This window comes from Streptomyces sp. NBC_00414 (assembly GCF_036038375.1).
GTDB lineage: Bacteria > Actinomycetota > Actinomycetes > Streptomycetales > Streptomycetaceae > Streptomyces.
Genome location: NZ_CP107935.1, coordinates 5,368,345 through 5,390,248, shown reverse-complemented (window position 1 = coordinate 5,390,248; position 21,904 = coordinate 5,368,345). Strand labels below are relative to the sequence as shown.

General features: G+C 71.3%; 20 protein-coding genes. 8 read left to right on the top strand and 12 right to left on the bottom strand.

Annotated features, from left to right (window positions below; genetic code table 11):
- Positions 1-10: 10 nt before the first annotated feature.
- The 5 genes from OHS59_RS44595 to OHS59_RS23355 all read left to right on the top strand — a co-directional run bounded on the left by OHS59_RS44595 (position 11) and on the right by OHS59_RS23355 (position 4,047).
- Complete coding sequence (locus tag OHS59_RS44595) at positions 11-472, top strand: hypothetical protein (protein WP_443061483.1); 462 nt, start codon at positions 11-13, stop codon at positions 470-472.
- A 134-nt stretch (positions 473-606) separates the two neighbouring features.
- Entirely contained in the window at positions 607-1,368 is a 762-nt protein-coding gene (locus OHS59_RS23370) for a response regulator transcription factor (RefSeq protein WP_328495352.1), read from the top strand.
- A complete protein-coding gene (locus OHS59_RS23365; RefSeq protein WP_328495351.1) occupies positions 1,365-2,918 on the top strand; it encodes a sensor histidine kinase in 1,554 nt (517 codons plus the stop codon). The genes OHS59_RS23370 and OHS59_RS23365 overlap by 4 nt, the downstream gene beginning before the upstream one ends.
- Positions 2,915-3,496, top strand: a complete 582-nt coding sequence (locus OHS59_RS23360; RefSeq protein ID WP_328495350.1) for a hypothetical protein — start codon at positions 2,915-2,917, stop codon at positions 3,494-3,496. The genes OHS59_RS23365 and OHS59_RS23360 overlap by 4 nt, the downstream gene beginning before the upstream one ends.
- A 74-nt stretch (positions 3,497-3,570) precedes the next feature.
- Positions 3,571-4,047 carry a hypothetical protein gene (locus OHS59_RS23355; protein ID WP_328495349.1) on the top strand — a complete coding sequence of 159 codons (477 nt, stop codon included), beginning with the start codon at positions 3,571-3,573 and terminating at the stop codon, positions 4,045-4,047.
- Between the two features lie 13 nt (positions 4,048-4,060).
- On the opposite strand, the gene OHS59_RS23350 is transcribed toward OHS59_RS23355, so the two are convergent.
- The 9 genes from OHS59_RS23350 to OHS59_RS23310 all read right to left on the bottom strand — a co-directional run bounded on the left by OHS59_RS23350 (position 4,061) and on the right by OHS59_RS23310 (position 13,544).
- Positions 4,061-4,444 (bottom strand): hypothetical protein, encoded by a 384-nt coding sequence (locus tag OHS59_RS23350; RefSeq protein WP_328495348.1) that lies wholly within the window; start codon positions 4,442-4,444, stop codon positions 4,061-4,063.
- 270 nt (positions 4,445-4,714) lie between these two features.
- Positions 4,715-5,737 (bottom strand): intradiol ring-cleavage dioxygenase, encoded by a 1,023-nt coding sequence (locus OHS59_RS23345; RefSeq protein ID WP_328495347.1) that lies wholly within the window; start codon positions 5,735-5,737, stop codon positions 4,715-4,717.
- 150 nt (positions 5,738-5,887) lie between these two features.
- Positions 5,888-8,188: a JmjC domain-containing protein gene (locus tag OHS59_RS23340; RefSeq protein WP_328495346.1), complete on the bottom strand. Its 2,301-nt coding sequence runs from the start codon at positions 8,186-8,188 to the stop codon at positions 5,888-5,890.
- Entirely contained in the window at positions 8,185-9,591 is a 1,407-nt protein-coding gene (locus OHS59_RS23335; RefSeq protein WP_328495345.1) for an MFS transporter, read from the bottom strand. The genes OHS59_RS23340 and OHS59_RS23335 overlap by 4 nt, the downstream gene beginning before the upstream one ends.
- Positions 9,588-10,415: a hypothetical protein gene (locus tag OHS59_RS23330; RefSeq protein ID WP_328495344.1), complete on the bottom strand. Its 828-nt coding sequence runs from the start codon at positions 10,413-10,415 to the stop codon at positions 9,588-9,590. Before OHS59_RS23330 ends, OHS59_RS23335 begins: the two co-directional genes overlap by 4 nt.
- Entirely contained in the window at positions 10,412-11,323 is a 912-nt protein-coding gene (locus OHS59_RS23325) for a multinuclear nonheme iron-dependent oxidase (protein WP_328495343.1), read from the bottom strand. The genes OHS59_RS23330 and OHS59_RS23325 overlap by 4 nt, the downstream gene beginning before the upstream one ends.
- 3 nt (positions 11,324-11,326) lie before the next feature.
- Entirely contained in the window at positions 11,327-13,030 is a 1,704-nt protein-coding gene (locus OHS59_RS23320; protein ID WP_328495342.1) for a B12-binding domain-containing radical SAM protein, read from the bottom strand.
- Between the two features lies 1 nt (position 13,031).
- On the bottom strand, positions 13,032-13,286 hold the full coding sequence (locus OHS59_RS23315) for a hypothetical protein (protein WP_328495341.1): 255 nt from the start codon (positions 13,284-13,286) through the stop codon (positions 13,032-13,034).
- An 87-nt stretch (positions 13,287-13,373) separates the two neighbouring features.
- A complete protein-coding gene (locus OHS59_RS23310) occupies positions 13,374-13,544 on the bottom strand; it encodes a hypothetical protein (protein ID WP_189771229.1) in 171 nt (56 codons plus the stop codon).
- Between the two features lie 369 nt (positions 13,545-13,913).
- Between OHS59_RS23310 and OHS59_RS23305 the strand changes: the two genes are divergently transcribed.
- On the top strand, positions 13,914-14,219 hold the full coding sequence (locus OHS59_RS23305) for a hypothetical protein (RefSeq protein WP_328495340.1): 306 nt from the start codon (positions 13,914-13,916) through the stop codon (positions 14,217-14,219).
- A gap of 155 nt (positions 14,220-14,374) precedes the next feature.
- Here the strand turns inward: OHS59_RS23305 and aspS are convergent, their stop codons facing one another.
- The gene (aspS, locus tag OHS59_RS23300) at positions 14,375-16,138 is read right to left on the bottom strand and encodes an aspartate--tRNA ligase (RefSeq protein ID WP_328495339.1); all 1,764 of its coding nucleotides are present in this window, start codon (positions 16,136-16,138) and stop codon (positions 14,375-14,377) included.
- Between the two features lie 200 nt (positions 16,139-16,338).
- Here aspS and OHS59_RS23295 point away from each other — a divergent pair, with 200 nt between their 5' ends.
- Both OHS59_RS23295 and OHS59_RS23290 read left to right on the top strand, forming a co-directional pair.
- On the top strand, positions 16,339-18,474 hold the full coding sequence (locus tag OHS59_RS23295) for an ATP-binding SpoIIE family protein phosphatase (RefSeq protein ID WP_328495338.1): 2,136 nt from the start codon (positions 16,339-16,341) through the stop codon (positions 18,472-18,474).
- Positions 18,475-18,611: 137 nt separating this feature from the next.
- Complete coding sequence (locus OHS59_RS23290) at positions 18,612-19,625, top strand: BRO-N domain-containing protein (protein WP_328495337.1); 1,014 nt, start codon at positions 18,612-18,614, stop codon at positions 19,623-19,625.
- Positions 19,626-19,730: 105 nt separating this feature from the next.
- Here the strand turns inward: OHS59_RS23290 and OHS59_RS23285 are convergent, their stop codons facing one another.
- Both OHS59_RS23285 and OHS59_RS23280 read right to left on the bottom strand, forming a co-directional pair.
- Complete coding sequence (locus OHS59_RS23285; protein WP_328495336.1) at positions 19,731-20,702, bottom strand: pirin family protein; 972 nt, start codon at positions 20,700-20,702, stop codon at positions 19,731-19,733.
- Positions 20,703-21,113: 411 nt separating this feature from the next.
- Positions 21,114-21,611 (bottom strand): SseB family protein, encoded by a 498-nt coding sequence (locus OHS59_RS23280; RefSeq protein WP_055517152.1) that lies wholly within the window; start codon positions 21,609-21,611, stop codon positions 21,114-21,116.
- Positions 21,612-21,904: the final 293 nt, after the last annotated feature.

Below are 21,904 nucleotides of genomic sequence, written 5' to 3'. Positions count from 1 at the left end.
CCCACCGGCCGTGGTGAACGTGCCGGGCCCCGTCGACGGTATCGAGGGTGAGGAGGAGGAAGAAGAAGAGGACGAGGGCGAGGAAGCCGAGTCCGGTGACTCCGCGTCACCCGCACCGGACTCGCCCTCGTCCTCGGCGGACGCCGACACCGAGGGCGAAGGTGATGGCGAGGGCTGGTCCGACTGCCGGCCCGTCGCCTCGGGCGCCTCCTCCGAGTCGGAGGCCGCCGGCGTCGTCCCGTTCACCGCCAAGGCCGTCGCGGATAACACCGCCAGCGCGGCCAGGCCCCACAGCAGGGGCCCCTTCCCCCGCCGGCCGCCGCGCCCGCCGCCCCCGTGCGCGGAGCCTCTGCGACGGCGTCGGGATCGCGCGGCCGGGGGCTTGGCGGTCGAGGACCTGGCGACCGGGAGTGCGTCGGTCGCGCGGCGGTTGATCATGGTCATGAGCATCAAGAGTGAATACGGCATGTGATGGGTTCTGGCTCAAGGCATAACGAACTCATAACGCCCCCGGTCCGTACCGGACTTTGTGATCGTCCCGTAACAATTCCCGCCCGCTCCCCGTTCCCCGCCTCAACCGCCGTCGGCCGTACGGATACTGAGCCCATGCCACGCGTCCTGTTGATCGAAGACGACCGCGCCGTGCAGGAGGGTGTCCGGCTCGCGCTGCGCCGCCAGGGGCACGACGTCACCGTCGCCGGGACCGGCGAGGAGGGACTGGCCCGGCTGCGGACCTTCCGGCCGGACGTCGTCGTACTCGACCTGATGCTGCCCGGCCTCAGCGGTCTTGAGGTCTGCCGCCGGATCCGTACCGAGGACCAGGTGCCGATCATCATGGCGACCGCCCGGGGCGACGACACGGACATCGTGGTCGGGCTCGAAGCCGGAGCGGACGACTACGTCGTGAAGCCGGTGCAGGCCCGCGTGCTCGAAGCCCGTATCCGCGCCGTCCTGCGCCGGGTCGGCGGCGCGCCGAACCCCGACGGGGGCATACCGAAGATCGAGACCCACGGCGAGAACGGCGAACTCGCCATCGACCGGGCCGGGTTGACCGTCGCCCGGCAGGGCGTCCCGGTCCCCCTCGCCCCGTCCGAGCTGCGACTCCTGCTGACGCTCTCGGCCTCGCCCGGCCAGGTGTTCTCCCGCCAGCAGTTGCTGGAGGCGGTCTGGGAGCACAGCTATCACGGCGACTCACGGCTGGTGGACGCGTGCGTCAAACGGCTGCGCACCAAGATGGGCGACCCCGCCGGGCACCCGGTCTACATACAGACCGTGCGCGGCTTCGGCTACCGGTTCCAGTCCGGACACCAGCCACATGCTCAGTCCCAGCCCCAGCCCCAGCCCCAGCCCCACTCCCAGTCGCGGTGAAGTCGCCGTTGCGCGGTCTGCGCGGGCGGCTGCTCGTGGCCTTCGTGCTCGTCGCCGCCCTCGCCACCCTGACCACCGGTGCCCTCACCTTCCGGGAGGCCCGGACCGGCGTGCTCCAGCAGAGCCAGGACAACGTCATCAAACGGCTGCGGGATCACGTCAACTCCTTCGCCGCCGAGATCAGTTACCCCCCTACCCAGCCCGACCTGGAATGGGTCGCCGCGCAGGTGTCCCGCGCCGAACCCACGCAGAACTGGCGCGTCCTGGCCACCTACCGCGATCTGCGCGCCACCTCCACCCCGCAGGACGGGTTCACCGAGCTGTCGCCCGCCATGCGGTCGGCCGTGGGATCCCGCCGGGCCGCCGTCTTCCAGCGGGTGACCACGAAGGGCCGCTCCTCGCTCGTCGTCGGCATGCCCGTCACCTTCGGCTCACCCGGCGACCGCCCGGCTTCCGGGGTCGCGGTCTTCCTGACCGTGCCGCAGACCGGCGAACAGGGTTACGTCGACGCCCTGGTCACCGCCATCGGGCGGGCCGTCCTGCCCGCCCTCGGCCTCGCCGTCCTGCTCGCTCTGCTGGCCGCCCGGGGCGTACTGCGTCCGGTACGCGAACTGCGCCGCGCCACCCGCAGCATCGCCGAGGGCCACCTCGACACCCGGCTCGCGGTGAACGGCTCCGACGAACTCGCCGACCTGTCCCACACCTTCAACGAGACGGCCGCCGCGCTGGAGGAGTCCGTCGCCGAACTGCGGCGCATGGAGGCCCGCGCCCGCCGGTTCGTCGCGGACGTGTCGCACGAGCTGCGTACGCCGCTGGCCGCGATGTCGGCCGTCACCGACGTCCTCGACGAGGACGCGGACCGGCTCGACGGCGACACCGCCACGGCCGTACGGCTCATCAGCTCGGAGACCGTGAAACTGACCCGGCTGGTGGACGACCTGATGGAGATCTCCCGCTTCGACGCGGGCGCGGCAGGCCTGCAACTCGACGACCTCGATCTCGCGGAGTGCCTTCGCCACACCCTCGCCGCCCGCGCCTGGCTGGACACGGTGGACAGCGCCGGGCTCCCGGCACCCGGCGAACTGCGCGGCCGGGCCGACCCACGCCGCCTCGACGTGGTCGTCGCCAACCTGGTCGGCAACGCACTCCGGCACGGCGCCCGCCCCGTACAACTGCGCCTGTACGCGCGGGAGTCGCCCGGCGCCGATCGGGTCGCGGTCATCGAGGTGCTGGACAGCGGGTCAGGCATCCCCGCGGACGTCCTGCCGCACGTCTTCGACCGCTTCTACAAGTCGGACACGGCCCGGACCCGTTCGGAGGGCAGCGGCCTCGGCCTCTCGATAGCGGCGGAGAACGTCCGGCTGCACGGCGGTACGGTCCGGGCGGCGAACCGGGACGCGAACCGGGAGGGGAATCGGGAAAAGGGCGGCGGGGCGGTGTTCACGGTGGAGATCCCGCTGCCGCACGACGCGGACCCGAACCAGGAGCAGCAGCAGGAGCAGGAGCAGCAGAAGAAAAAAGAGATGGAGAAAGAAGGGGAGAAGGCATGAGCAGGGGCAGAGGGATCGGGCTGTTCGGCACGGCCGCCGCCGTCACCCTGCTGCTCTCCTCCTGCGGGTTCCCCTCGACCGGTATCCCCTCGACCGGTGTCGTGGAGGCAGGGGAGGCGGCCACCGGCATCCTGCCTTCCCAGGTCGTCTACTTCCTCAGGGACGGCAACCTGATCGGCGTCCGCCCCCAGGCCGGCACGCTCGACATCAGGACGGCCGTGGAGACGCTGTTCCGGGGGCCGGACATCGGCGGCCTCCAGAAGGGACTGACCACGGAGCTTCCTCCGCTGTCGGCCGCGCCGACGGTCGGTACGGACGACGGGAACGTGTCGGTCCTGCTGCCCCCGGGCACCGAGCCCCTGACCAGCACGGGCCTCGCCCAACTGACGTGCACGGTCAACGAAGCCCAACTCGTCGCGTCCCCGGGGACAAGTGCCGGGTCGGCACCCGGGGCCATGGTGTCGGTGACGATCCCCGGCACCTGGCACAGCGCCGGTTCCGACGAGACGTGCCCCGGAGCCGGCGCGCAGAGGGCCCTGGACACGCCTGGTCCGGGGCGTGTCGCCGGCTCCCGGTGACGCTGCCCGGGGCCCGCGCTCCCGTTACGGGACCCCGTTCCTGGCATGTGCACGATTCACCGTATGGTTTCGTCATGGCAGTCCCCCAGGTCATCCCGATCGCGTACGAGCCGCGCCACCGCACCGATGCCATCGGGCACTACGCGGAGGGGCAGTTCCTGGGGTCGGTCACCTACGCCTTCCCTGAGGATTACCGCCCCGACGACGGCTGGGAAGAGCACAAACGACTCTTCACGGTGCTCCACACCTTCGATACGCAGGGTCGGCACCGTGATTCGGAGATCTGGTGCGCCGGCACCTGGGCCGAGCAGCAGCGCAACCCGCAGGGTCCTGACTCGGTCCTCGCCCAGGCGCAGGCCCACCTCGCGAAACTGCTCCGCAGCCTCCCGCGGCGCCGCTACACGGACATCGCGGTCCAGCCCTTCCGACTGACCCGCGACGGCGTGCTGTTCGGCCTGCTGACCGGCGAGGACGAGGGCGAGCCGTGGGCCGAGCTCTACCCGGACCAGCTGGGCTTCGGCCCGCCGTGGGACGGCACGTACGACACCTGAGCGGGCCCCGGCGTCAGCCGATCCGCGTCAGGGCGTCCGGCTCCGCCTCCGCCTGGTCGAGGCCGAGGGACGTGCGGGCCGTGCTCACGTGACGGAGTCCCTCGACGGCCGTCCGTGTCACCAAGGCGTACTCGGCGGCCGTGCGGGCGGTGGCCAGCTCCTCCCTGGCGGTGCGCAGACGTTCGGAGGCGGCGGCGAGGGCCTGCGAGGCGATCACGTCGGCTCCCGCCCGGGTCCGTACGTCGGGGGCGGACAGGCTGCCCCCGAGCCGTACGACCCAGCGGTTGGCGTCGGCCTCCGCGTCCAGGTCGGACATCCCGCGCGCCCGGCCCGGACGGGGCCGCGCGACCACCGCTCCGACGATCAGCAACAGTGCGAGCAGCACGGCGAATCCCATGGTCCCCTCCGGTGATCTCGTCCGGCGCCGCCGGCGTCCTGCGAGATGTTCTCACCTCGCACCCGCCATCAGACGCCCTGGGGCTGTGCCCGTTCGACGAGCACCCTGTGTGTCACCTGATCACCTCCGCCCGATGGGTGTCGCGCACGGCGAACGGGCCCGGAACCGCCTTCGTTCCGGGCCCGTTCGCCCCACTGCCGACTCAGTCGACGGTCATGTCGGTCAACCGGTCAACCGGTCAACCAAGCAACCAAGCAACCGCCCGACCGCTCAACTCGCCGAAGCCGAAGCCGAGGCCGTGGCCGTGGCCGTGGCCGTCTCGGAGGCCGTCTCCGAGGCGCCCGGCTGCACCGCGTCGTCCGTGCCCTCGTGGGTCGCGTCCGGGTCGACGCCCATCGTGATGCTGCCGAGGACGCCCTTCGCGATGCCGTTCTTCTTGTACTTGAGCTTGAGGAGACCGCCGGCCGTGCCGGACTGGTCGTAGATCGTGTCCTCGGTGAGCGTCGTGCGCTCGGTCGTCGACGTGGAGTACGGCTCGACCTCCGCCGAGGCGAGCACCGACTCCTCGTCGAAGAAGAACTGGCCGGTGTGGCAGGTGTTGCCGCCCTCGTAACCGGCGTCCGTCCAGGTGCCGCCGACGTGCACCTTGGTGTGGACGTGGACGCAACGGCCCCGGTACCAGCCCGGGAAGACCGTCTTGAAGGTGACGAAGCCCTGCTTGTCCGTCTTCCACGTGCCGCGCAGGTAGCGCTTGTCGTCGGTGGGCTCCGCGTGGCCGCCACCGCCACCGCCGCCACCCTCGGGCGGGGAACCGGTCGGGGTGCCGGTGGGCACATCGGTGGGCGTGCCGCTGGGCGGTGTGCCGCCACCGCCGCCACCGCTGGAGAGGTCCTCGTAGCCGGAGTAGAGGCCCAGCGCGTCGCAGTGCCAGATGTCGACGGCGGCGTTCTTGACGGGCTTGCAGGTCTCGTTGTCGATCACCTTGAGACGGAGGGTCAGGGGAATGCCCTCTCTGTCCTCGGTGATGTCCTGCCTGAGCTTGTCGGCGTCGATGTAGTACGGCCCCTCGGTGGTCTCCGAGGTGAGCTTGTAGCAGCCCTCCGAGGAGGTCGAGGTGGCGGTCGGCGAGGCGCCCTTCGTCGTCTGGCCGGCGTTCGCGGTCGCGGCGACCGTGCCGCCCACACCCACCGCGGCGACCGCCGCGCCACCTGCCACGACCACCTTGCGGCGCGTCACGTTCCGCTTGTGTTTCGGCCCTTGGGCCGACTGGCTTCCTGTCAGGTTTCCCGTCATGAGCGAGGAAGCTAGGCAAGAAGGCTGTCAACAGCGTGGGCGCGGACTGTGGATTGCCGTTCGCGCCGGAAACGTGGCGCGAATCGGCCGTCCCGCGAGTCGGCGGCGGGAGTTCGGCGGACGCGGTTCAGCCGGTGCGGTCGGCCGCGGTCAGCGGCTGCCGCGTGTCTCGGCCGCCCGCCGCGACACGTCACGGACCAGGGCGGTCCGGTCCACGCGTCCGAGCGCTTCGGCGAGCCGGGTGAGCAGGTCGTCGGCGGCCTCTTCGCGTTCGGCGGCGGTCCCGGGGAGGGTGGCGTGCTCGGGGATACGGGCGAGGCAGGCGCGTACGGCCAGTTCGGCCGTTTCCCGCAGCCGGGGCTCCCGGACGGCGACGGTGACGTGCACGGACTCCGCGTCGAGGGTGCGGGTGTGATGGGCGATGCCCTCCGGCAGATACAGCACCTGGCCGGCCCGCAGATCCACGGTCCCGGCACCCGCCAGGTCCTGCTCCGGTACGTATCCGGGGCTCCAGTCGCCCGCCTCGCGCGGCGTGTCGTACAGGTACCAGCGCTTGGTCCCGGTGATCTGCACGACGAACAGATGGCCGTCGTCCCGGTGGACGCGCAGGCCGTCCTGGCCCGCCCTCGTCCAGAACGCAACGGCCCCTGTCCTGGCCGAGAACAGTCGTGCCAGCCGTCGGCACAGCTGTTGTGCGGGTCGGTGCCACTCGTGCAGGTTCTGCACGACCACGGTCGCCCCGGCCGCCAACTGGGCACGGACCTTCGCCCCGTCCACGTAGCCGCCCCGGGGGTCGCCGGACACGTGCATGACCCGGGTCAGTTCCTCGGGCGGCACGGGGGTGCCGCCGCGCATCGCGTTCAGCACCGGGTAGTGGAGCAGGCCGCAGTCCAGCCAGTCCTCCAGATCCTGCCGGGAGACGATCCCGGCGACGTCCGGCGAGGCGTCGAGGACGGCGTGCGCCTCGCCCCACGGCAGGCCGTCCGCGGCACGGGGGTCACGGCAGAGCAGCCGCAGCGCGTCCCGTGCTCCACCGGCCGCTGTCGTCCCAGGTGTCGTCGTCCCGGTCGTCGTCATCCGGTCTCCTCGATGAGTCGGTGCGTACGGCGCCCGCGGGTGATCGGGAACGCCCAGCGCGGCCAGGAATCCGGCCGCCGATCCCGCCACCGGTCCCGTACGGGCCAGCGCGCCCCGCAGCAGCGTCCAGGCCTCCTCCCGGTCGGCCCAGTCGGCGCCGAAGCGGGCGACCAGCTCGGCGCGGACGGCGTCCCGCCAGACGTAACCCGCGAGATAGGAACGCCAGTGCAGGACGCGGGTCTGCCGCAACAGGAGCAGCTCCGGAGCCCACCGCAGTCCGGTGCGGGCGGCCACGGCCGACGCGGCCTCCAGTGCCTCGGCCGCCGTTCGGCAGCCCGCGAGGTCCGCGTCCAGGGCCAGGTCCGCCGCCATCAGCCCGCGGCTGAAGTGCTCCTCCTCGGCGTAGAAACGGGCGAGGACCTCGGCGCTCTCCCCGTCGATCCCCAGCCGGGCGAGGAACGCGGTCGACCCGGCCAGCTGCTCCAGCAGCAGGGCCCAGCCCTCCGACCGCAACGGGTCGAACGTCCACCGCTCGGCGAGCGGGGCCCCCGCCGGACGCGACCCGTGCTCGGCGAGATGGGCCAGCTCGTGCTGCAGGTACTGGACCGTCACCGGAGTGACCGCGGTCGGCAGGGAGAGCAGCGAGGAACCGGGCAGCCGTACGGGCATGACCATGGACGGGGTGTTCGGACGCCGCAGCACCCGCACCCGGTGGCCGGGCGGCAGCAGCCCCCGCCGCCGCGCCTCCCCGACGAGCAGGGTGATCAGCTCGTTCAGCGGAGGCAAGGGCAGAGGCAGGGGCGGGGACAGAGACCGGGGCGGAGTCCCGCCGGACGGGCCGAGCAGGCCCTTGCCGAGCAGCAGCCAGCGCCAGTTGTACTCGGCGGTGGCCCGGCCGCGCAGCCCGGCCGGGCGGGCCCAGGCCTCGGCGGTCTCCGACAGATCCGGCACCGGGGCGGTCACCCCGGCGAGCCGCCGTACGGAGTCGCGGGGCAGCGGGAGCGCCGACTCGCCGCACCACCAGGGGAGTTCAGCGGGGGCGGGGAGTTCACCGGCGGTGCGGCGGCGGTCCGCCAGCCACCGCCACACCTCCCCGGTCAGCTCACGGGCCTCGGCGCACCAGATCTCGTACGAGGCCCGCCGACCGTCCTCGTCGGCCTCCAGATCGAGTACGGCCATGGGGGCGGGCACGGGTGCCGTCTCCCCCAGGAGCTCGGCGACGAACCGGGAAAGGCCCAGGCCGGCCAGCTCATCGGCGGCCCGCCGGGCGCGCTGGGCCGCCGGCACCGGATCCCGGCCGGGGAGCCCGGCACGCTCCAGCTGGAGGTCGGCGAGCAGATCCTCGATGGGGGCCGGGTGGGCGGCGGCGGTCACGGTGCGGGCACCTCCTGGGGTCCCGTCGCCGAAGGCCCCCGGGTCGTCGTCGGCTCGGGCGTCGTCGAAGTCGGCGGCCGGGGCGGTCCGGTCGGCGGCACGGCCCCCTGCCGTACGGCCAGGGAGGCCACCCACAGGCCCGCCACGCCGAAGCCCACGGCGGCGAGCGGCCAGGCCACGGCCGCGCTGCCGAGGTCGCCGACGGCCAGACCGGTCAGGATCAGGCCGCCCCCGGTGAACAGGCTGTTGAACAGCGAGGCCACGGACAGCACGGTGGCGCGGTGGCCGCTCTCGATCCGTTCGTTCATGGCCGCCCGGACGCCGGGCATGCACAGGCCGAACGCCGTGGAGAAGCAGACATAGCAGACGATCGAGACGGCCGGTTCCCGCACGGCCGCGGCGCAGCCGAGGGCGAGCGCGCCGACCGTGGACGCGGTGACGATGACGGTCCGGCGCGCCGAGGCCCGGCGCTTCTGCAGGCTCAGGGTCCAGCCGAGCAGCGGGATCTCCAGCAGCGAGCCGACGCTGCGCATCGCGCCGAGCACCAGCAGATCGCCGCCGACCAGTCCCTCGTACACGACTGTCCACTGCACGCCGGGGATGCCCCGGAACAGCCACAGCAGGGCGGTCGCGACGATCAGGGCGATCAGCACCTTGTCGCCCCGCAGGGTGAGCCGGGTCCCGGCCATGACCTCGCCGAACGACTCCCGCAGCCGGGGCACGAAGGCCTCCCGGGAGGTGCGGGCCTCCTGGGGCGCGAAGGCCTCCCGGGGGCGCTCCGGACTCGGCCGCCGTCCCTGCCCGGTCATGAGCCGCAGGGACAGTACGGCCGCCAGCGCGCAGGAGACGCCCGCGACGATCTGGGGCAGCGCCAGGTCCAGCGTGCCCAGCGCGGCGCCGGTCAGCGTGCCCAGTACGAGGCCGGCGTTCTCGGCGATCTTTCCCTGGGCGAAGAGACGGTCCAGGCCGCGCGGATCACCGGCACCGGTCTCGTCCACGGCCCAGGCCTCCAGGGCGCCGGACGCGAAGGTGCCGCCCAGCGCGGCGAGGAGGACCCCGGCGGCGGCGACGTACACGCTGCCGCTGAAGAAGAGGGCGCTGTAGCCGACCGCCCGCAGTACGAAGCTGATCGCGACCGAGACGCGGCGGCCGAGCAGGTCGGCGAGGACGCCCGTCGGAATCTCGGAGACCCCTTCGACGATCCACACCGCGGCGATCAGGGCGAACACCGCGCCCGAGCCCATGCCCAGCGACTGCAGCAGCAGGACCGACGTCACGGTGAGGAGCATGTCGGCGAAGTAGTCGAGGCCGGACACCAGCAGATAGCCGCGGCGGACACGGCTGACGCGGGCGGCGCGGGCGGCGCGATCCCGGTCGGCGTCCTGAGAGGACCGGGAGGTCACCGAGCGGCCCCGTCCACCGGTCCGGCACCCTCCACCAGTCCGGCGCCGACCGCCCTGGCGTAGGCGGGGGTCCCTGCGGCGCCCTCGGGCACCGGCGTCCCGGTGTCCCACAGCCAGCGCAGTGCGGCGACGGTGTCACCCGTGAGGCGTACCCGGCGGACGCGTTCGCCGGCCGGGACCGAGATGACGGCGAGCGGCGCGGGACGGCGTTTGACCAGCAGCAGGGCCTCGGTCCACGGGTCGACGGTGCCCCGCTCACGCAGCAGCCTGCCGTACCCGGGTACGTCGAACGTGGCCTCCGCGGTCCAGGCGCCGGACACCAGACGGGGGCGGCCGGAGGGGTACGGGCGGGCCGTGGCGTCGGCCTTGGCGCCGCCGAAGAGGTGGGCGTCCTCGAAGGCGAAGGCCTCGGCGACCCAGTCCTCCTGCCGGGCGATCCAGTCGCAGGCGTGCAGGAACCCGGCGAAGGCGGCCGACGCGGTGGCCGCGGGCGGGAACACCGACCCGGGCTGGGCGGGCCGCCGCTGCCAGAACTCGCTGTCCAGGAAGGTGTGCAGGCCCTCCGCGCCGGTCCGCCCGTAGTACGCGAAGAAGGTGACCGGGAAGCTGACGTTCAGCACGTCGGCGAGGGTCTTGCGACGGCGGGCCTGCTCCATGTCGAAGCCCGGCCCGCTGGTGCCCTCGGCGACGACCGCGCGCTCGGCCGGGGGCAGCGCGGCGAGCAGTTCGGCCCGCCGGCCGGGGGTCGCGTTGAGGACGCGCCAGGTCGTGTCGGTCAGCCGGGCGTAGTCGAGCCGGGTGTCGAAGCCGGTGTCACGGGTCATGAGGCACTCCACCAGTGGCCGGCCCGGCGGGCGAAGCGCCGCACGCTGTCCGTCAGTTCGTCGGCGCTCATGCCCTCCGCCTCGGCCATCACCGACCGCAGGTGGGGAGCGCGGGGGAGCAGCGCGTCGGCGAGTTCCCAGACCTCGTCGCCGACCGGCCAGTCGTGCTTGTCGTCGACCAGGCGCACTCCGCCCTCGAAGCGGCGGACGAACGTGCCGCTCATGTGCGCCTCGACGACCCGGTCCCAGGCGATGTCGTCGTCGCTCGGCAGCACCGGCGGCAGCCCGCGCTGCACCCGCAGGCCGTAGAGGTGTCCGACGTCGATGGTCATCAGGCAGTCGGCCCGTTCCGCGATGCGCGTCATCAGGGTGAGGACGTCCCGGTCGCCGACCACGAAGGGGTAGGGCGCGTTCTCGATGGTCAGCGGGCGGCCGATGACGTCCTGGGCGTGCTTGACGCGGTCCACCGCCCAGTCGACGGCCTCGTCGACGAGCGGCATGGGCACCAGGGACTCCAGCAGGGTCTCCCCCTCGCGCGTCCACATCGCCAGGTCGACGTTGAGCCAGGGCGAGTCCAGTTCGTCGGCGCGCTGCCCGAGGAGGCGCAGCAGCCGGTCGTCGAGCGGGTCGGTGCCGCACACGTCCAGGTCCAGCGGGTGGAACAGCGCGTGCAGCCCGTGCCGGCGGCAGAACTCGGCGCAGCGCAGGGCGAGTTCCTGGTCCGTGGCGAGGATCCCGACGCTGTACCAGGTGGCGGTGGAGCCGAGCCGGGTGGCCGTCTCCTCCGCGATGTCCATGTCCTTGATCGAGTCGCAGCTGAAGCAGATCCCGTGGACGCCGGGCGGGCCCAGTGCGGGGATCGGGGAATCCGTGCCGATGGCTGTGGGCATGTGGTCGGTGCCTCCCATGCGCTAGTCCCTCCCGTGCGGGCCGACGGCGCCCGGGGTCTGCGCGAAGCCCGCCTCCCGCGCCGTGGCCTCGGTGCGTTCGATCAGGTCGTGCAGCGGGACCCGGTCGTGTCCCGGGCGGGGCAGCAGCGCTTCGAGGCCGCCTCCGTCCAGCAGGGGGAACCCGGCTTCGGCGTCCTCCAGCAGGCGTTCGGTGAAGAGGTTGGGCGCATGCCGCAGCGAGACCACGTCGAGCTGCAGCCGGGCGTGCGACGCGCGAGGGAGGTCCGTGTCGTCTCCGATGGAGGCGAGCGCGAGTTCTCCCTGCGCCAACGCCCCGTCGATACGGTCCTGCCACTGCTTGCGGAAGGCCCTCAGCGTGTCGCTGAACCGCTGTACCTCGGGCAGTTCGAAGAGCGTGAAGGGGCTGGGCAGCTCGTCCGGGTCGAAGACGACGCCGAACCGCCGGGCGTAGAAGTCGCGGATCGGCGTGCCCTCGTAGAGCACGAGCGCGGTGTAGAGGTGGTCGTGCGGCACGTAGTCGTAGAAGCCGGCCTCGCGCAGGAACTCCGTGTTGGCGCGGATGTCGGCCAGGGTGGTGGCCGGGTCCAGCATGATGAAGTCGAGGGAGATCTCGATGCCGAGGCGCTTCAGCAGGCGTACGGCCGCGACGTTGACCTCGGGTTTCACATGCTTGGCGAGCCGTTCCAGGACGGGTTCCGAGGCGGACTCGATGCCCAGCTCGATGAACCGCAGCCCGCGTTCCTTCAGCCGGGGCAGCACCTCGGCGGCCTTGAGGATCTGGTTGACCCGGGTGCCGAAACTGAAGGTGACCTGCGGATCTGCCTCGTACAGCGCCTCGGCGACCTCCAGGGCACGGGCCGGCGAGACGAAGAAGTTGGCGTCGCTGAAGTACACGTGCTCGTAGTTGACGCCGTGCCGCTCACGGAAGTGGAGCAGCTCGGCGACGACCCGCTCCGCCTCGCGCGAGCGGTACTTGCGGCCGATGGTGAGCACCCCGCAGAACGAGCAGTCGTACGGGCAGCTGCGGCTGCTGCAGATCGTCAGCGCCGCCTTCAGCCGGCCCTGCACCTCGTCGTAGTACGTGAGGTCGGGGTAGCCGGAGTGCGAGGTGAACTCGGCGTCGGGGAACGGGATCAGGTCGAGATCGGGTACGAAGTCCCGGTCCGCGTTGACCAGGAGGTCACCGCCGTCACCGTTGCCGTCGCTGTCTCCTGTGCCGCTGCTGGTGCCGGTGCCGTCGGGAGCACGCCAGGTCGTGCCCTTGATCGCGGTCAGTCCGGCGCGGTCGTCGAGGCCGCGGACGAGTTCGAGCATGGCCTCCTCGCCCTCGCGCCGGACCACGACATCGACGCAGGGGTGGCGGCGCAGGATGTGCTCGTGCACGGCGGTGGCGTGCGGGCCGCCGAGGACGATCAGGCACTCCGGGCGACGGCTCCTGATCCACTCGGCCATGGCGACCGCCGCGCGGAACGACTCGTTGTAGACGGAGAATCCGACGACGTCGAAGCGGTCGAGCCCGTAGAGCGCGGCCAGTTCGACGGCGTCGTCCTCGGAGTCCCCGAAGTCGAAGCCCGAGCTGGGGAAACCGGCTCTCTCCAGGTAGGCCATGATGTACGCCAGCCCGATGGGCTTGGACTTGCGGCGGTCGGAGAACCCGACCGAGGGGTTGACGAAGGCGATGGCCGGCCGGGTCAGCGTGCCCATCTCACACTCCCTCCGACGCGGACGCGGACACGGACACGGGCACGGCGAGCAGGACGCCACGCCGGGTGAGGCCGAGCAGGAAGTCCCGGTCCGGTGCGGACAGGGCTTCGAGGTCCACGGGGCGGCGCAGGGCCTCGCGCCAGACCCGGGACGCGTGGCGGTTGAGCTTCAGACAGGACCGTGCCGGTCCGGCGAGCGGCACGTAGACATGGCCTGCCTGGTCCAAGTAGGGCAGTTCCGAGGTGATGCGCTGCATCGGCGGGCTCTCCGAGTTCCGGTCCGGCACGACGGATCTCGGGCCCCCGGCGTCTCCCAATCGCACGCCGGGGCCCCGAGGGAGCGGTCAGGCGTAGATCTTGCCGAGCATCTTGGTGTAGCTGGCGCCGCCGAGGCTGACGATGTCCGCCTCGGGGGTCTCGACCTCGTCGAACCCTGCGATCTCAAGTTCGTCCTGGGTGCGCTCGGTCAGCGACTTGCGGACCGGCTTGTGCTGGTTCTCCGCGCTACGGGCCATCGTTGGTCTTCCTCTCGTCCGGCCCCGGGCAGCCTGGGGCCCATCCGAAGTCGCCCCGGGGAACGGGGAGACCGCGTGCTGGAGGAGCGTGCGGGGAGGGGCAGTTCGCGGTCAATGAGGTGTATGGCCGGTAAGTGACGTCGCGCGGCGAAGCGTCGAGGAGCGTGCGAGGGGGCGCGTTCTCCACCGGGTCAGGCCCCGCAACGGGGTGCCGGCCAGGACGGAGCCTCGGCCCGCCCGGGTGACTCACGGTTACGACGGACGCGTACTGTCCGAATCCTTACGTCCTGAGAAAAACCACTATCACCCGTATGGGGGTCATTGAGGATTCACTGCTCGTCATCGCCCATCCATGCCACTGTGTGACTCATGGCAGACGACCCCGACGCCACCGCGCCCGACACCGCTGCGCCCGGAGAGACCGACGGCGAGACTCCCGGTGAGGCCGCGGCCGCCCAGGAGCGTTCCTTCTGGGAGACCCGTCGCCGGTACCACGACCTGGACGACGACGAGGCGGGGCGCCGCGAGAAGCGCCGCCTCAGCAGGGAGTCCCGGCGCATGAACCTCGACGTACGGGTGCACCGCTACGCCCGCAGCCACGGCGAGGGCCCGCTCCCGGGCGACCTCCGCCTTCCGCCGCTCCCGGACGACGAGAACGACCAGGACCCGGGCTGAGCAGGCAAGCCCGGCGTGCTCCGAAGGGGCGCGGGGCGGTGACATTCGCGGCTCCGCCGCGTGGGCGCGCCCAGCCACGACGAACCTGCGGACGAAACAGCGCACTCCGGCGGAGCGCTCCGCGGGTCCGGCCCGAGGGCCGGACCCGCGGGGTCCTACTTCGGCTGCGGCTTGCGCACCGAGATGTGCAGTTCACGCAGCCGCGCCTCGTCCAGCTCCGTCGGCGCGCCCATCATCAGGTCCTGCGCGTTGCCGTTCAGCGGGAACGCGATGGTCTCCCGGATGTTCGGCTCGTCGGCGAGGAGCATGACGATGCGGTCGACGCCGGGGGCGATCCCGCCGTGCGGAGGGGCGCCGAAGCGGAACGCGCGCAGCATGCCCGCGAACTGCTCCTCGACCGTCTCACGGTCGTAGCCCGCGATCTCGAAGGCCTTGAGCATGATCTCCGGCTCGTGGTTCCGGATGGCGCCGGAGGACAGCTCGACACCGTTGCAGACGATGTCGTACTGCCAGCCCAGGATGTCCAGCGGGTCCTGGGTCTCCAGGGCCTCCAGACCGCCCTGCGGCATCGAGAACGGGTTGTGCGAGAAGTCGATCTTCCCGCTCTCCTCGTCCTTCTCGTACATCGGGAAGTCGACGATCCAGCAGAAGCGGAAGACGCCCTCTTCGAAGTGCCCGGCGCGCTTGGCGGCCTCGACGCGCACGGCGCCCATGATCTTGGAGACCTCGTCGAACTCGCCCGCGCCGAAGAACACCGCGTGGCCGGCCGCCAGCGACAGGCGCTTCGTCAGCTCGGCGACGTTCTCGTCGGTGAGGAACTTGGCGATCGGGCCCGTCAGCGAACCGTCCTCGGCCACCCGCACCCAGGCGAGGCCCTTGGCGCCCTGCGAGACCGCGTAGTCACCGAGCTGGTCGAAGAACTTGCGGGACTGCGCGGCCACGTCCGGCACCGGCAGGGCCCGTACGTGCTTGCCCGCGAAGGCCTTGAACTCCGAGCCCTCGAAGATGTCGGTGATGTCGACGAGCTCCAGCTGGGCCCGCAGGTCCGGCTTGTCGGAGCCGTACTTCAGCATCGACTCGCGGAACGGGATCCGCGGGAAGGGGGAGGTGACGTGCCGGCCGTTGCCGAACTCCTCGAACAGCTCGGTCATGAGCTTCTCGATCGGCTGGAAGATGTCCTCCTGCTCGACGAAGGACATCTCCACGTCGAGCTGGTAGAACTCGCCCGGCGAGCGGTCCGCGCGGGCGTCCTCGTCACGGAAACAGGGCGCGATCTGGAAGTACCGGTCGAAGCCCGAGATCATCAGCAGCTGCTTGAACTGCTGAGGGGCCTGCGGCAGCGCGTAGAACCGGCCCGGGTTGAGGCGGGACGGGACGACGAAGTCGCGCGCGCCCTCCGGGGAGGTGGCGCTGAGGATCGGCGTCGCCATCTCGTTGAAGCCCAGCGTCGTCATCTTGTGCCGGATGGCGGAGATGACCGAGGTGCGCAGCAGGATGTTGCGGTGCATGCGCTCACGGCGCAGGTCGAGGAAGCGGTACTCCAGGCGCCGCTCCTCGTTCACACCGTCCTCGGTGTTGATCGTGAAGGGCAGCGGGGCGGCGGCGCCGAGCAGCTCGACCTCGCTCACCTCGACCTCGATCTCGCCGGTGGGCAGCTCCGAGTTCACGTTCTCCGTGCCGCGGGAGACGACCTTGCCGTCGACCCGGACGGTGGACTCCTTGGAGACCTTGTCGAGGGCCTCGTACGCGGGGGTGCCGGGGCGGGCGACGAGCTGCGTGATGCCGTAGTGGTCCCGCAGATCGATGAAGAGGATGCCGCCCAGGTCGCGCCGATTGTGCAGCCAGCCGCTCAGCCGGACGTCGCTGCCGACGTCAGAGGCGCGGAGCTCGCCGCAGGTGTGGGACCTGTACCGATGCATCGTCGTTCATCCAGTCTTCGCGATCGGGGACATGTTTCACGTGAAACACGTGCAAGCGTACCGGCCGCCCCGTGATCGCCGTCCGCAATAGTTCGCGGGGCCGCTCCCGGACTGCTCCCTGGCCGGGCCGGCGTCGGCGCCCACCCACGTCCGACCTCCCTCGGTGGCATCCTTCGTTCACCTGTTCATACAGTGGGTCAATGCGCACAGGTGATCCCCTTCCCTCCGTGGGGGACGTCCTCGCCACCCTCGCCACCGGCCTGTGGAGGTGGGACGACGCCGCCGGGAAGGTCACCCTCGATGCCGAGGCCGCCCGGCTCCTCGGCCTGCTCTCGCAACCGACCGTGCTGACCGAGGCAGGCGTACGGGCCCGTTTCCACCCCGTCGACTGGAACGAGGTCAACGGGGTCGTCCAGCTCGCCGCCGCCGAGGGAACACTCGCCGAGCTGCGGCTGCGCGTCATGGACGACAAGGGCCGCGTGATCCGTACCGTACGCAGCCGTTCCAAGCCCTCGATCGACCCGGCCACCGGGGCGTACCAGCTGATCGGCACCCTCCAGGAGGTCACCGAACCGCCGCCGGGCGCCGCGGCGCGTTCGCCCGTGACCGGTGACTGGCGGCGCTCCCGCGAGGCGTTCCTGCTGGACGCGGGGCGTGCGCTGGCCGAGGCACGGAACACGGAGGAAGTGCTGCGGGTCGCGGCCGGCCTGTCGATGCCCGGGTTCTCGCCGGACGGGCTCGCGGTCTTCGGCGCGGAGGCCGACCGGCTCACCGTCATCGGCCACTTCGGCCAGCAGCCGGGGGACGAGGAGCCGTTCTCGCACATGCCGCTGGACACGGACTACCCGGCCGCGGAGGTCGTCCGTACCGGCCGCGCGGTCTATCTGTCCTCCCCGGACGACTACCGGGGCCGCTATCCGGCCGCCTGGCCGCTCGCCCAGGGCTTCGCCCGCCAGTCCTGGGCGTTCCTGCCGCTCACGGTGGCGGGGCGCACGATGGGCGCGTGGATGGCGGCCTTCACGTATCCGGTCACCTTCACTCCCGACGAGCGGTCCGTACTGACGACGGTGGCGCGGATGCTGGCGCAGGCCCTCTCGCGGGCCGGGGTCGCCGAGTCCGAGCGGGAACTCACCGACGGCCTCCAGCGGTCGATGCTGCCGACCCTTGGGCCGAAGATCCCCGGGATGAGCGTCGCGGCCCGGTACGTGCCCACAGGCGGCGGGCTTCAGGTGGGCGGCGACTGGTACGACATGATTCCGCTGCCCGGCGGCACCTCGCGGACGAGCCCCGGGGGCGGCCGCTTCGCGCTGGTCATCGGCGACGTCCAGGGCCACGACGTACGCGCCGCGGGGCTGATGGGGCAGCTGCGGATCGCGCTGCGGGCGTACGCCTCGGAGGGCCACCGCCCGGACGCGGTCCTCTCCCGCGCCTCACGCTTCCTGTACGGGATCACGTCCGACGAGGAGATCCTGGACGCGCGCTTCGCGACCTGCCTGTACGTGGAGGTGGACCCGGAGAGCGGCGTGCTGGAGATAGCCAGGGCCGGGCACCCGGACCCGGCGATACGCATGGCGGACGGGACCGTGCTGACCCGGCCCACCGCGGGCGGGCTGCCGCTGGGCATCGACCCGGACGCCGACTATCCGACGACACGGCTCGTGCTGGAGCCCGGCGAGACGATGCTGATCTGCACGGACGGGCTGATCGAGACCGGCGGGCACGACCTGGAGACCGGCTGGCTCAGGATCCGCAAGATCCTGGAGAGCCACGACGGTGACATGGAGGTCCTCGCCGACGCGCTGGTCCAGGCCGTGCACGGGCCCTCCTCGCACCACACGACCGGGCCGCTGGCGGACCGCCGCGAGGACGACATCGCGGTGCTGCTGCTGTGCCGGGTGGGGGAGGAGGGCTGCGATCCCGACGCCTCGGCGCCCACACGGGTCACCGTACGGCGCACCATGCTGACCGTTGCGCAGGCCGAGCCGCACAAGGTCGCGATGGCTCGGCAGCAGCTGCGGGAGTTCCTGCACGACTGGACCTCCGCCGACCAGGTCGACTCGGCGGTCCTGCTGGTCTCCGAGATGGTCACGAACGTACTCGTCCACACGGACGCGGACGCGCTGCTGGCCGCCGAGATGACGGGCGCGGCGGGCGCCCGCCGGATACGCATCCAGGTGACGGACGGCAGCGACGACCTCCCCCACAAACGCCACCCCGGCGAACTGGCCTCCTCGGGCCGGGGCCTGGTCCTGACGGAACTCCTCGCCGACGCATGGGGGGTTGACCCCCGAGGCGAGGGCAAGAGCATCTGGTTCGAGCTGTACGAGGACGCGTAACGCCTGGCCCCCGCCAGCAGGGGGCCGGGTCCCGATTCGCAGAATCGATACCCCCCGCCCCTATCGGGTGAACATCCTTGCTGTGGACATGAGTTGCCTCCCCGCGTGCCTACTTTCCGAGGCGGAGGTGATGCTCGATGGACGAGCAGAACAAGATGCACGAGCAGGACAAGCAGAACAACCCGCCGCGGAACACGGCAGCGGCACCACGGCGGGACGCGATCGAGATCAACGACTTCGTCTACGCGGCGACAGGTGTGCGCGTGCGGAGGCTGACCCTGCCGGACGGATCGCACTGGTTTCCCGCGGTCGACGTGTGCAGGGAACTGGGCTACGTCCACACCGGCTCGGCTCTGCGAAATGTCGCGGACAAAGGAAGTTTTGGAAGTGCCGAGACCGTACTTGGGAGACACTCTCTCAGCGTTCCCGCAGGTAGAGAGTGGCGAAGAGACATGAATCTCGTGAACCTCGAAGGGCTGATCCGACTGGTCAACGGCTGTACGAAACCGCAGTCGCAGCCTTTCAAAGCATGGGTCTCCAAGGTCGTCGCCACCATCCAGCGCGACGGTTCCTACTCCCTGGAACCGGCCGCCGCGCAACCCACGCCCGACGCCGCCACCGCGTACGTCATGCCGCAGCAGGTCGCCGACGCGATCGTGCGGCTCGAAGAGCGGAACATCCGGGCGGACGAGTTGCTGCTCGCCGGCCAGGAGGAGCGCGGCGAACTCCTGCGGCGGATCAGCGACAGCCAGGACGCGATGGCCGAGACGCAGCGGCAGATCAGCCGCAGTCAGAATCTGATGGCTGAGGCGCTGCAGCAGATCGCCGAGGCCCTCGGGCGGCCCCACAGCAGCCCCGGGCCGACCCCCGCGCCGGAGCCGGAGTCGCAGCCCGAGCTGACGCCCCAGGAACTCCTCGCCTCCTGGCAGGCGAAGAACCTCGTCGTCACGGGAGACGTCCACGCGGTGGCCGCCTACCTGGCTCCGGCCCTTCTGCGCGGCGGCGCCCGCCACCGACTGGAGGAGATCGCCGCCCGTACGGGTCTGTCGCAGGAGCGTGTCCATGACTGCGTACGGATGCTGATCAAGCGGCGGTGTGTGCGGCAGGCGGGCTGTGACGCGGACGGGGCGCCGGTCTACGTGCTGCCGTAGTGCTGAGGGAGGCATACGAAACAGGCCCGAAGTCGCAAAACGAGATTGCGGCTTCGGGCCTTTCCGTACCGTATCGGACCGAGCGGGTCGGTCGTACGGGAAACGCTACATTCCACCCTCGGACATCCCGTGGACCGCCGGGACCGTGCCCAGCCGGCCCTTCTGGAAGTCCTCGAACGCCTGCTGGAGCTCGTCGCGGGTGTTCATCACGAACGGGCCGTAGTGGGCCATCGGCTCACGGATCGGCTGTCCGCCCAGGATGACGACCTCCAGGTCCGGGGTGTTCGCGTCCTGCTTCTCGTCCGCGCGGACGGTCAGCGAGGAACCCTCGCCGAAGACGGTCGTCTGCCCGGTGTGCACCGGTCGGCGCTCCGCTCCGACACTGCCGCGCCCCGCCATCACGTACGCGAGGGCGTTGAAGTCCTCGCGCCACGGGAGGGTGAGCTCGGCGCCGGGCGCCACGGTCGCGTGGATCATGGTGATCGGCGTGTGCGTGATGCCGGGACCCTCGTGGCCGTCCAGCTCACCGGCGATGACCCGCAGGAGCGCACCGCCGTCGGGGGTGCTGAGCAGCTGCACGGAGCCACCGCGGATGTCCTGGTAGCGCGGCGCCATCATCTTGTCCTTGGCTGGCAGGTTCACCCACAGCTGGAGCCCGTGGAAGAGGCCGCCCGACACGACGAGCGACTCCGGCGGGGCCTCGATGTGCAGCAGGCCGGAGCCCGCCGTCATCCACTGGGTGTCGCCGTTGGTGATCGTGCCGCCGCCACCGTTGGAGTCCTGGTGGTCGAAGACGCCGTCGATGATGTAGGTCACGGTCTCGAAGCCGCGGTGCGGGTGCCAGGGGGTGCCCTTCGGCTCTCCCGGCGCGTACTCCACCTCACCCATCTGGTCCATCATGATGAACGGGTCGAGGTGGCGGTAGTTGATCCCGGCGAACGCGCGTCGGACCGGGAAACCCTCACCCTCGAAGCCGCTCGGTGCGCTGGTCACGGTGAGCACGGGACGGGCGACGGCCTCTGCCGATGCCGCCACACGGGGCAGGGTCAGCGGGTTCTCGACGGTCACTGCAGGCATGTCGGTACCTCCTTGTGCTCGGAGTTTAGTTGAACGTAGAACTTCTTGCCACCCGGAACACGGAACGCCTGGAGGGAATTCCCTCCAGGCGTCCTGCGTGTGGTCGGGGTGGTGCTGTGGCACGGCTGCGGCCGGTTTGTGGCTGTTCGCGCAGTTCCCCGCGCCCCTGAAAAACTGCGCAGTTCCCCGCGCCCCCCCAAAAGACCGCGCGGTTCCCCGCGCCCCAAAAGACTGCGCAGTTCCCCGCGCCCCTAAGGGACCGCGCGGTTCCCCGGGCAGCGGAAGGGGTGCGGCTGGAAGACCGGGCAGTTCCCGGGGCCCGGGAAGGGGCGCGGGGAACTGCGCGATCGGTCCCCGCCGGGACGCGGCTCATCACGCGCCCGGGCCACCCCGGGCCCTCCGGCCGAAGGCTCAGCCGTACATCCGGCGCATCGCGAAGTCCACCATCTGCTCGACCGCCTTCGCGTCGAAGACGATGCGGTGCTCGCCCTCCATGTCGAGGACGAAGCCGTAGCCGGTGGGGAGCAGGTCGATCACCTCGGCTCCGGTGATCACGAAGTACTTGGACTCCTTGCCTGCGTACCGGCGCAGTTCCTTGAGCGAGGTGAACATCGGGATCACGGGCTGCTGGGTGTTGTGCAGCGCCAGGAACCCGGGATTGTCGCCGCGCGGGCAGTAGACCTTGGACGTGGCGAAGACCTGCTGGAAGTCCTCGGGGGTCAGCGACCCCGTGGTGAACGCGCGCACCGCGTCCGCGAGCGACGGCGGCGACGGCTCGGGGTAGAGCGGCGGCTGCTGGCCGTACCCGCCGACCCCGCCGACACCACCGGGCATCTGCTGCTGCGGCGGCGGCTGGGACTGCGCGTACTGCTGCTGCCCCGGTCCCACGTTCTGGTCGTAGCCGTACATGGGGGCAAGAGTACCGAGGGCACGGGGGCCCAAGGTCGTCCCGGCCGTATTTCCTCGAACAGGTGGCGGACCCGTCGGCCCGCACCCGAATGTAGGTCCTGCCCGGGAGCGCCGCCGGCAGGCCCGGCTCGTAGACCATGCTCACACTTGGGCGAACAGGGGTTGCGTCTTATTACCGACGGGTAGCATCATCGTAGCTACTAGTTGGTACGCGAACCAGATGCGCACCAGACTCGAATCAGGTAGCGCGAACCAGGTACGAGGACTCACCACCTCCCCGATCCCTTAACGGA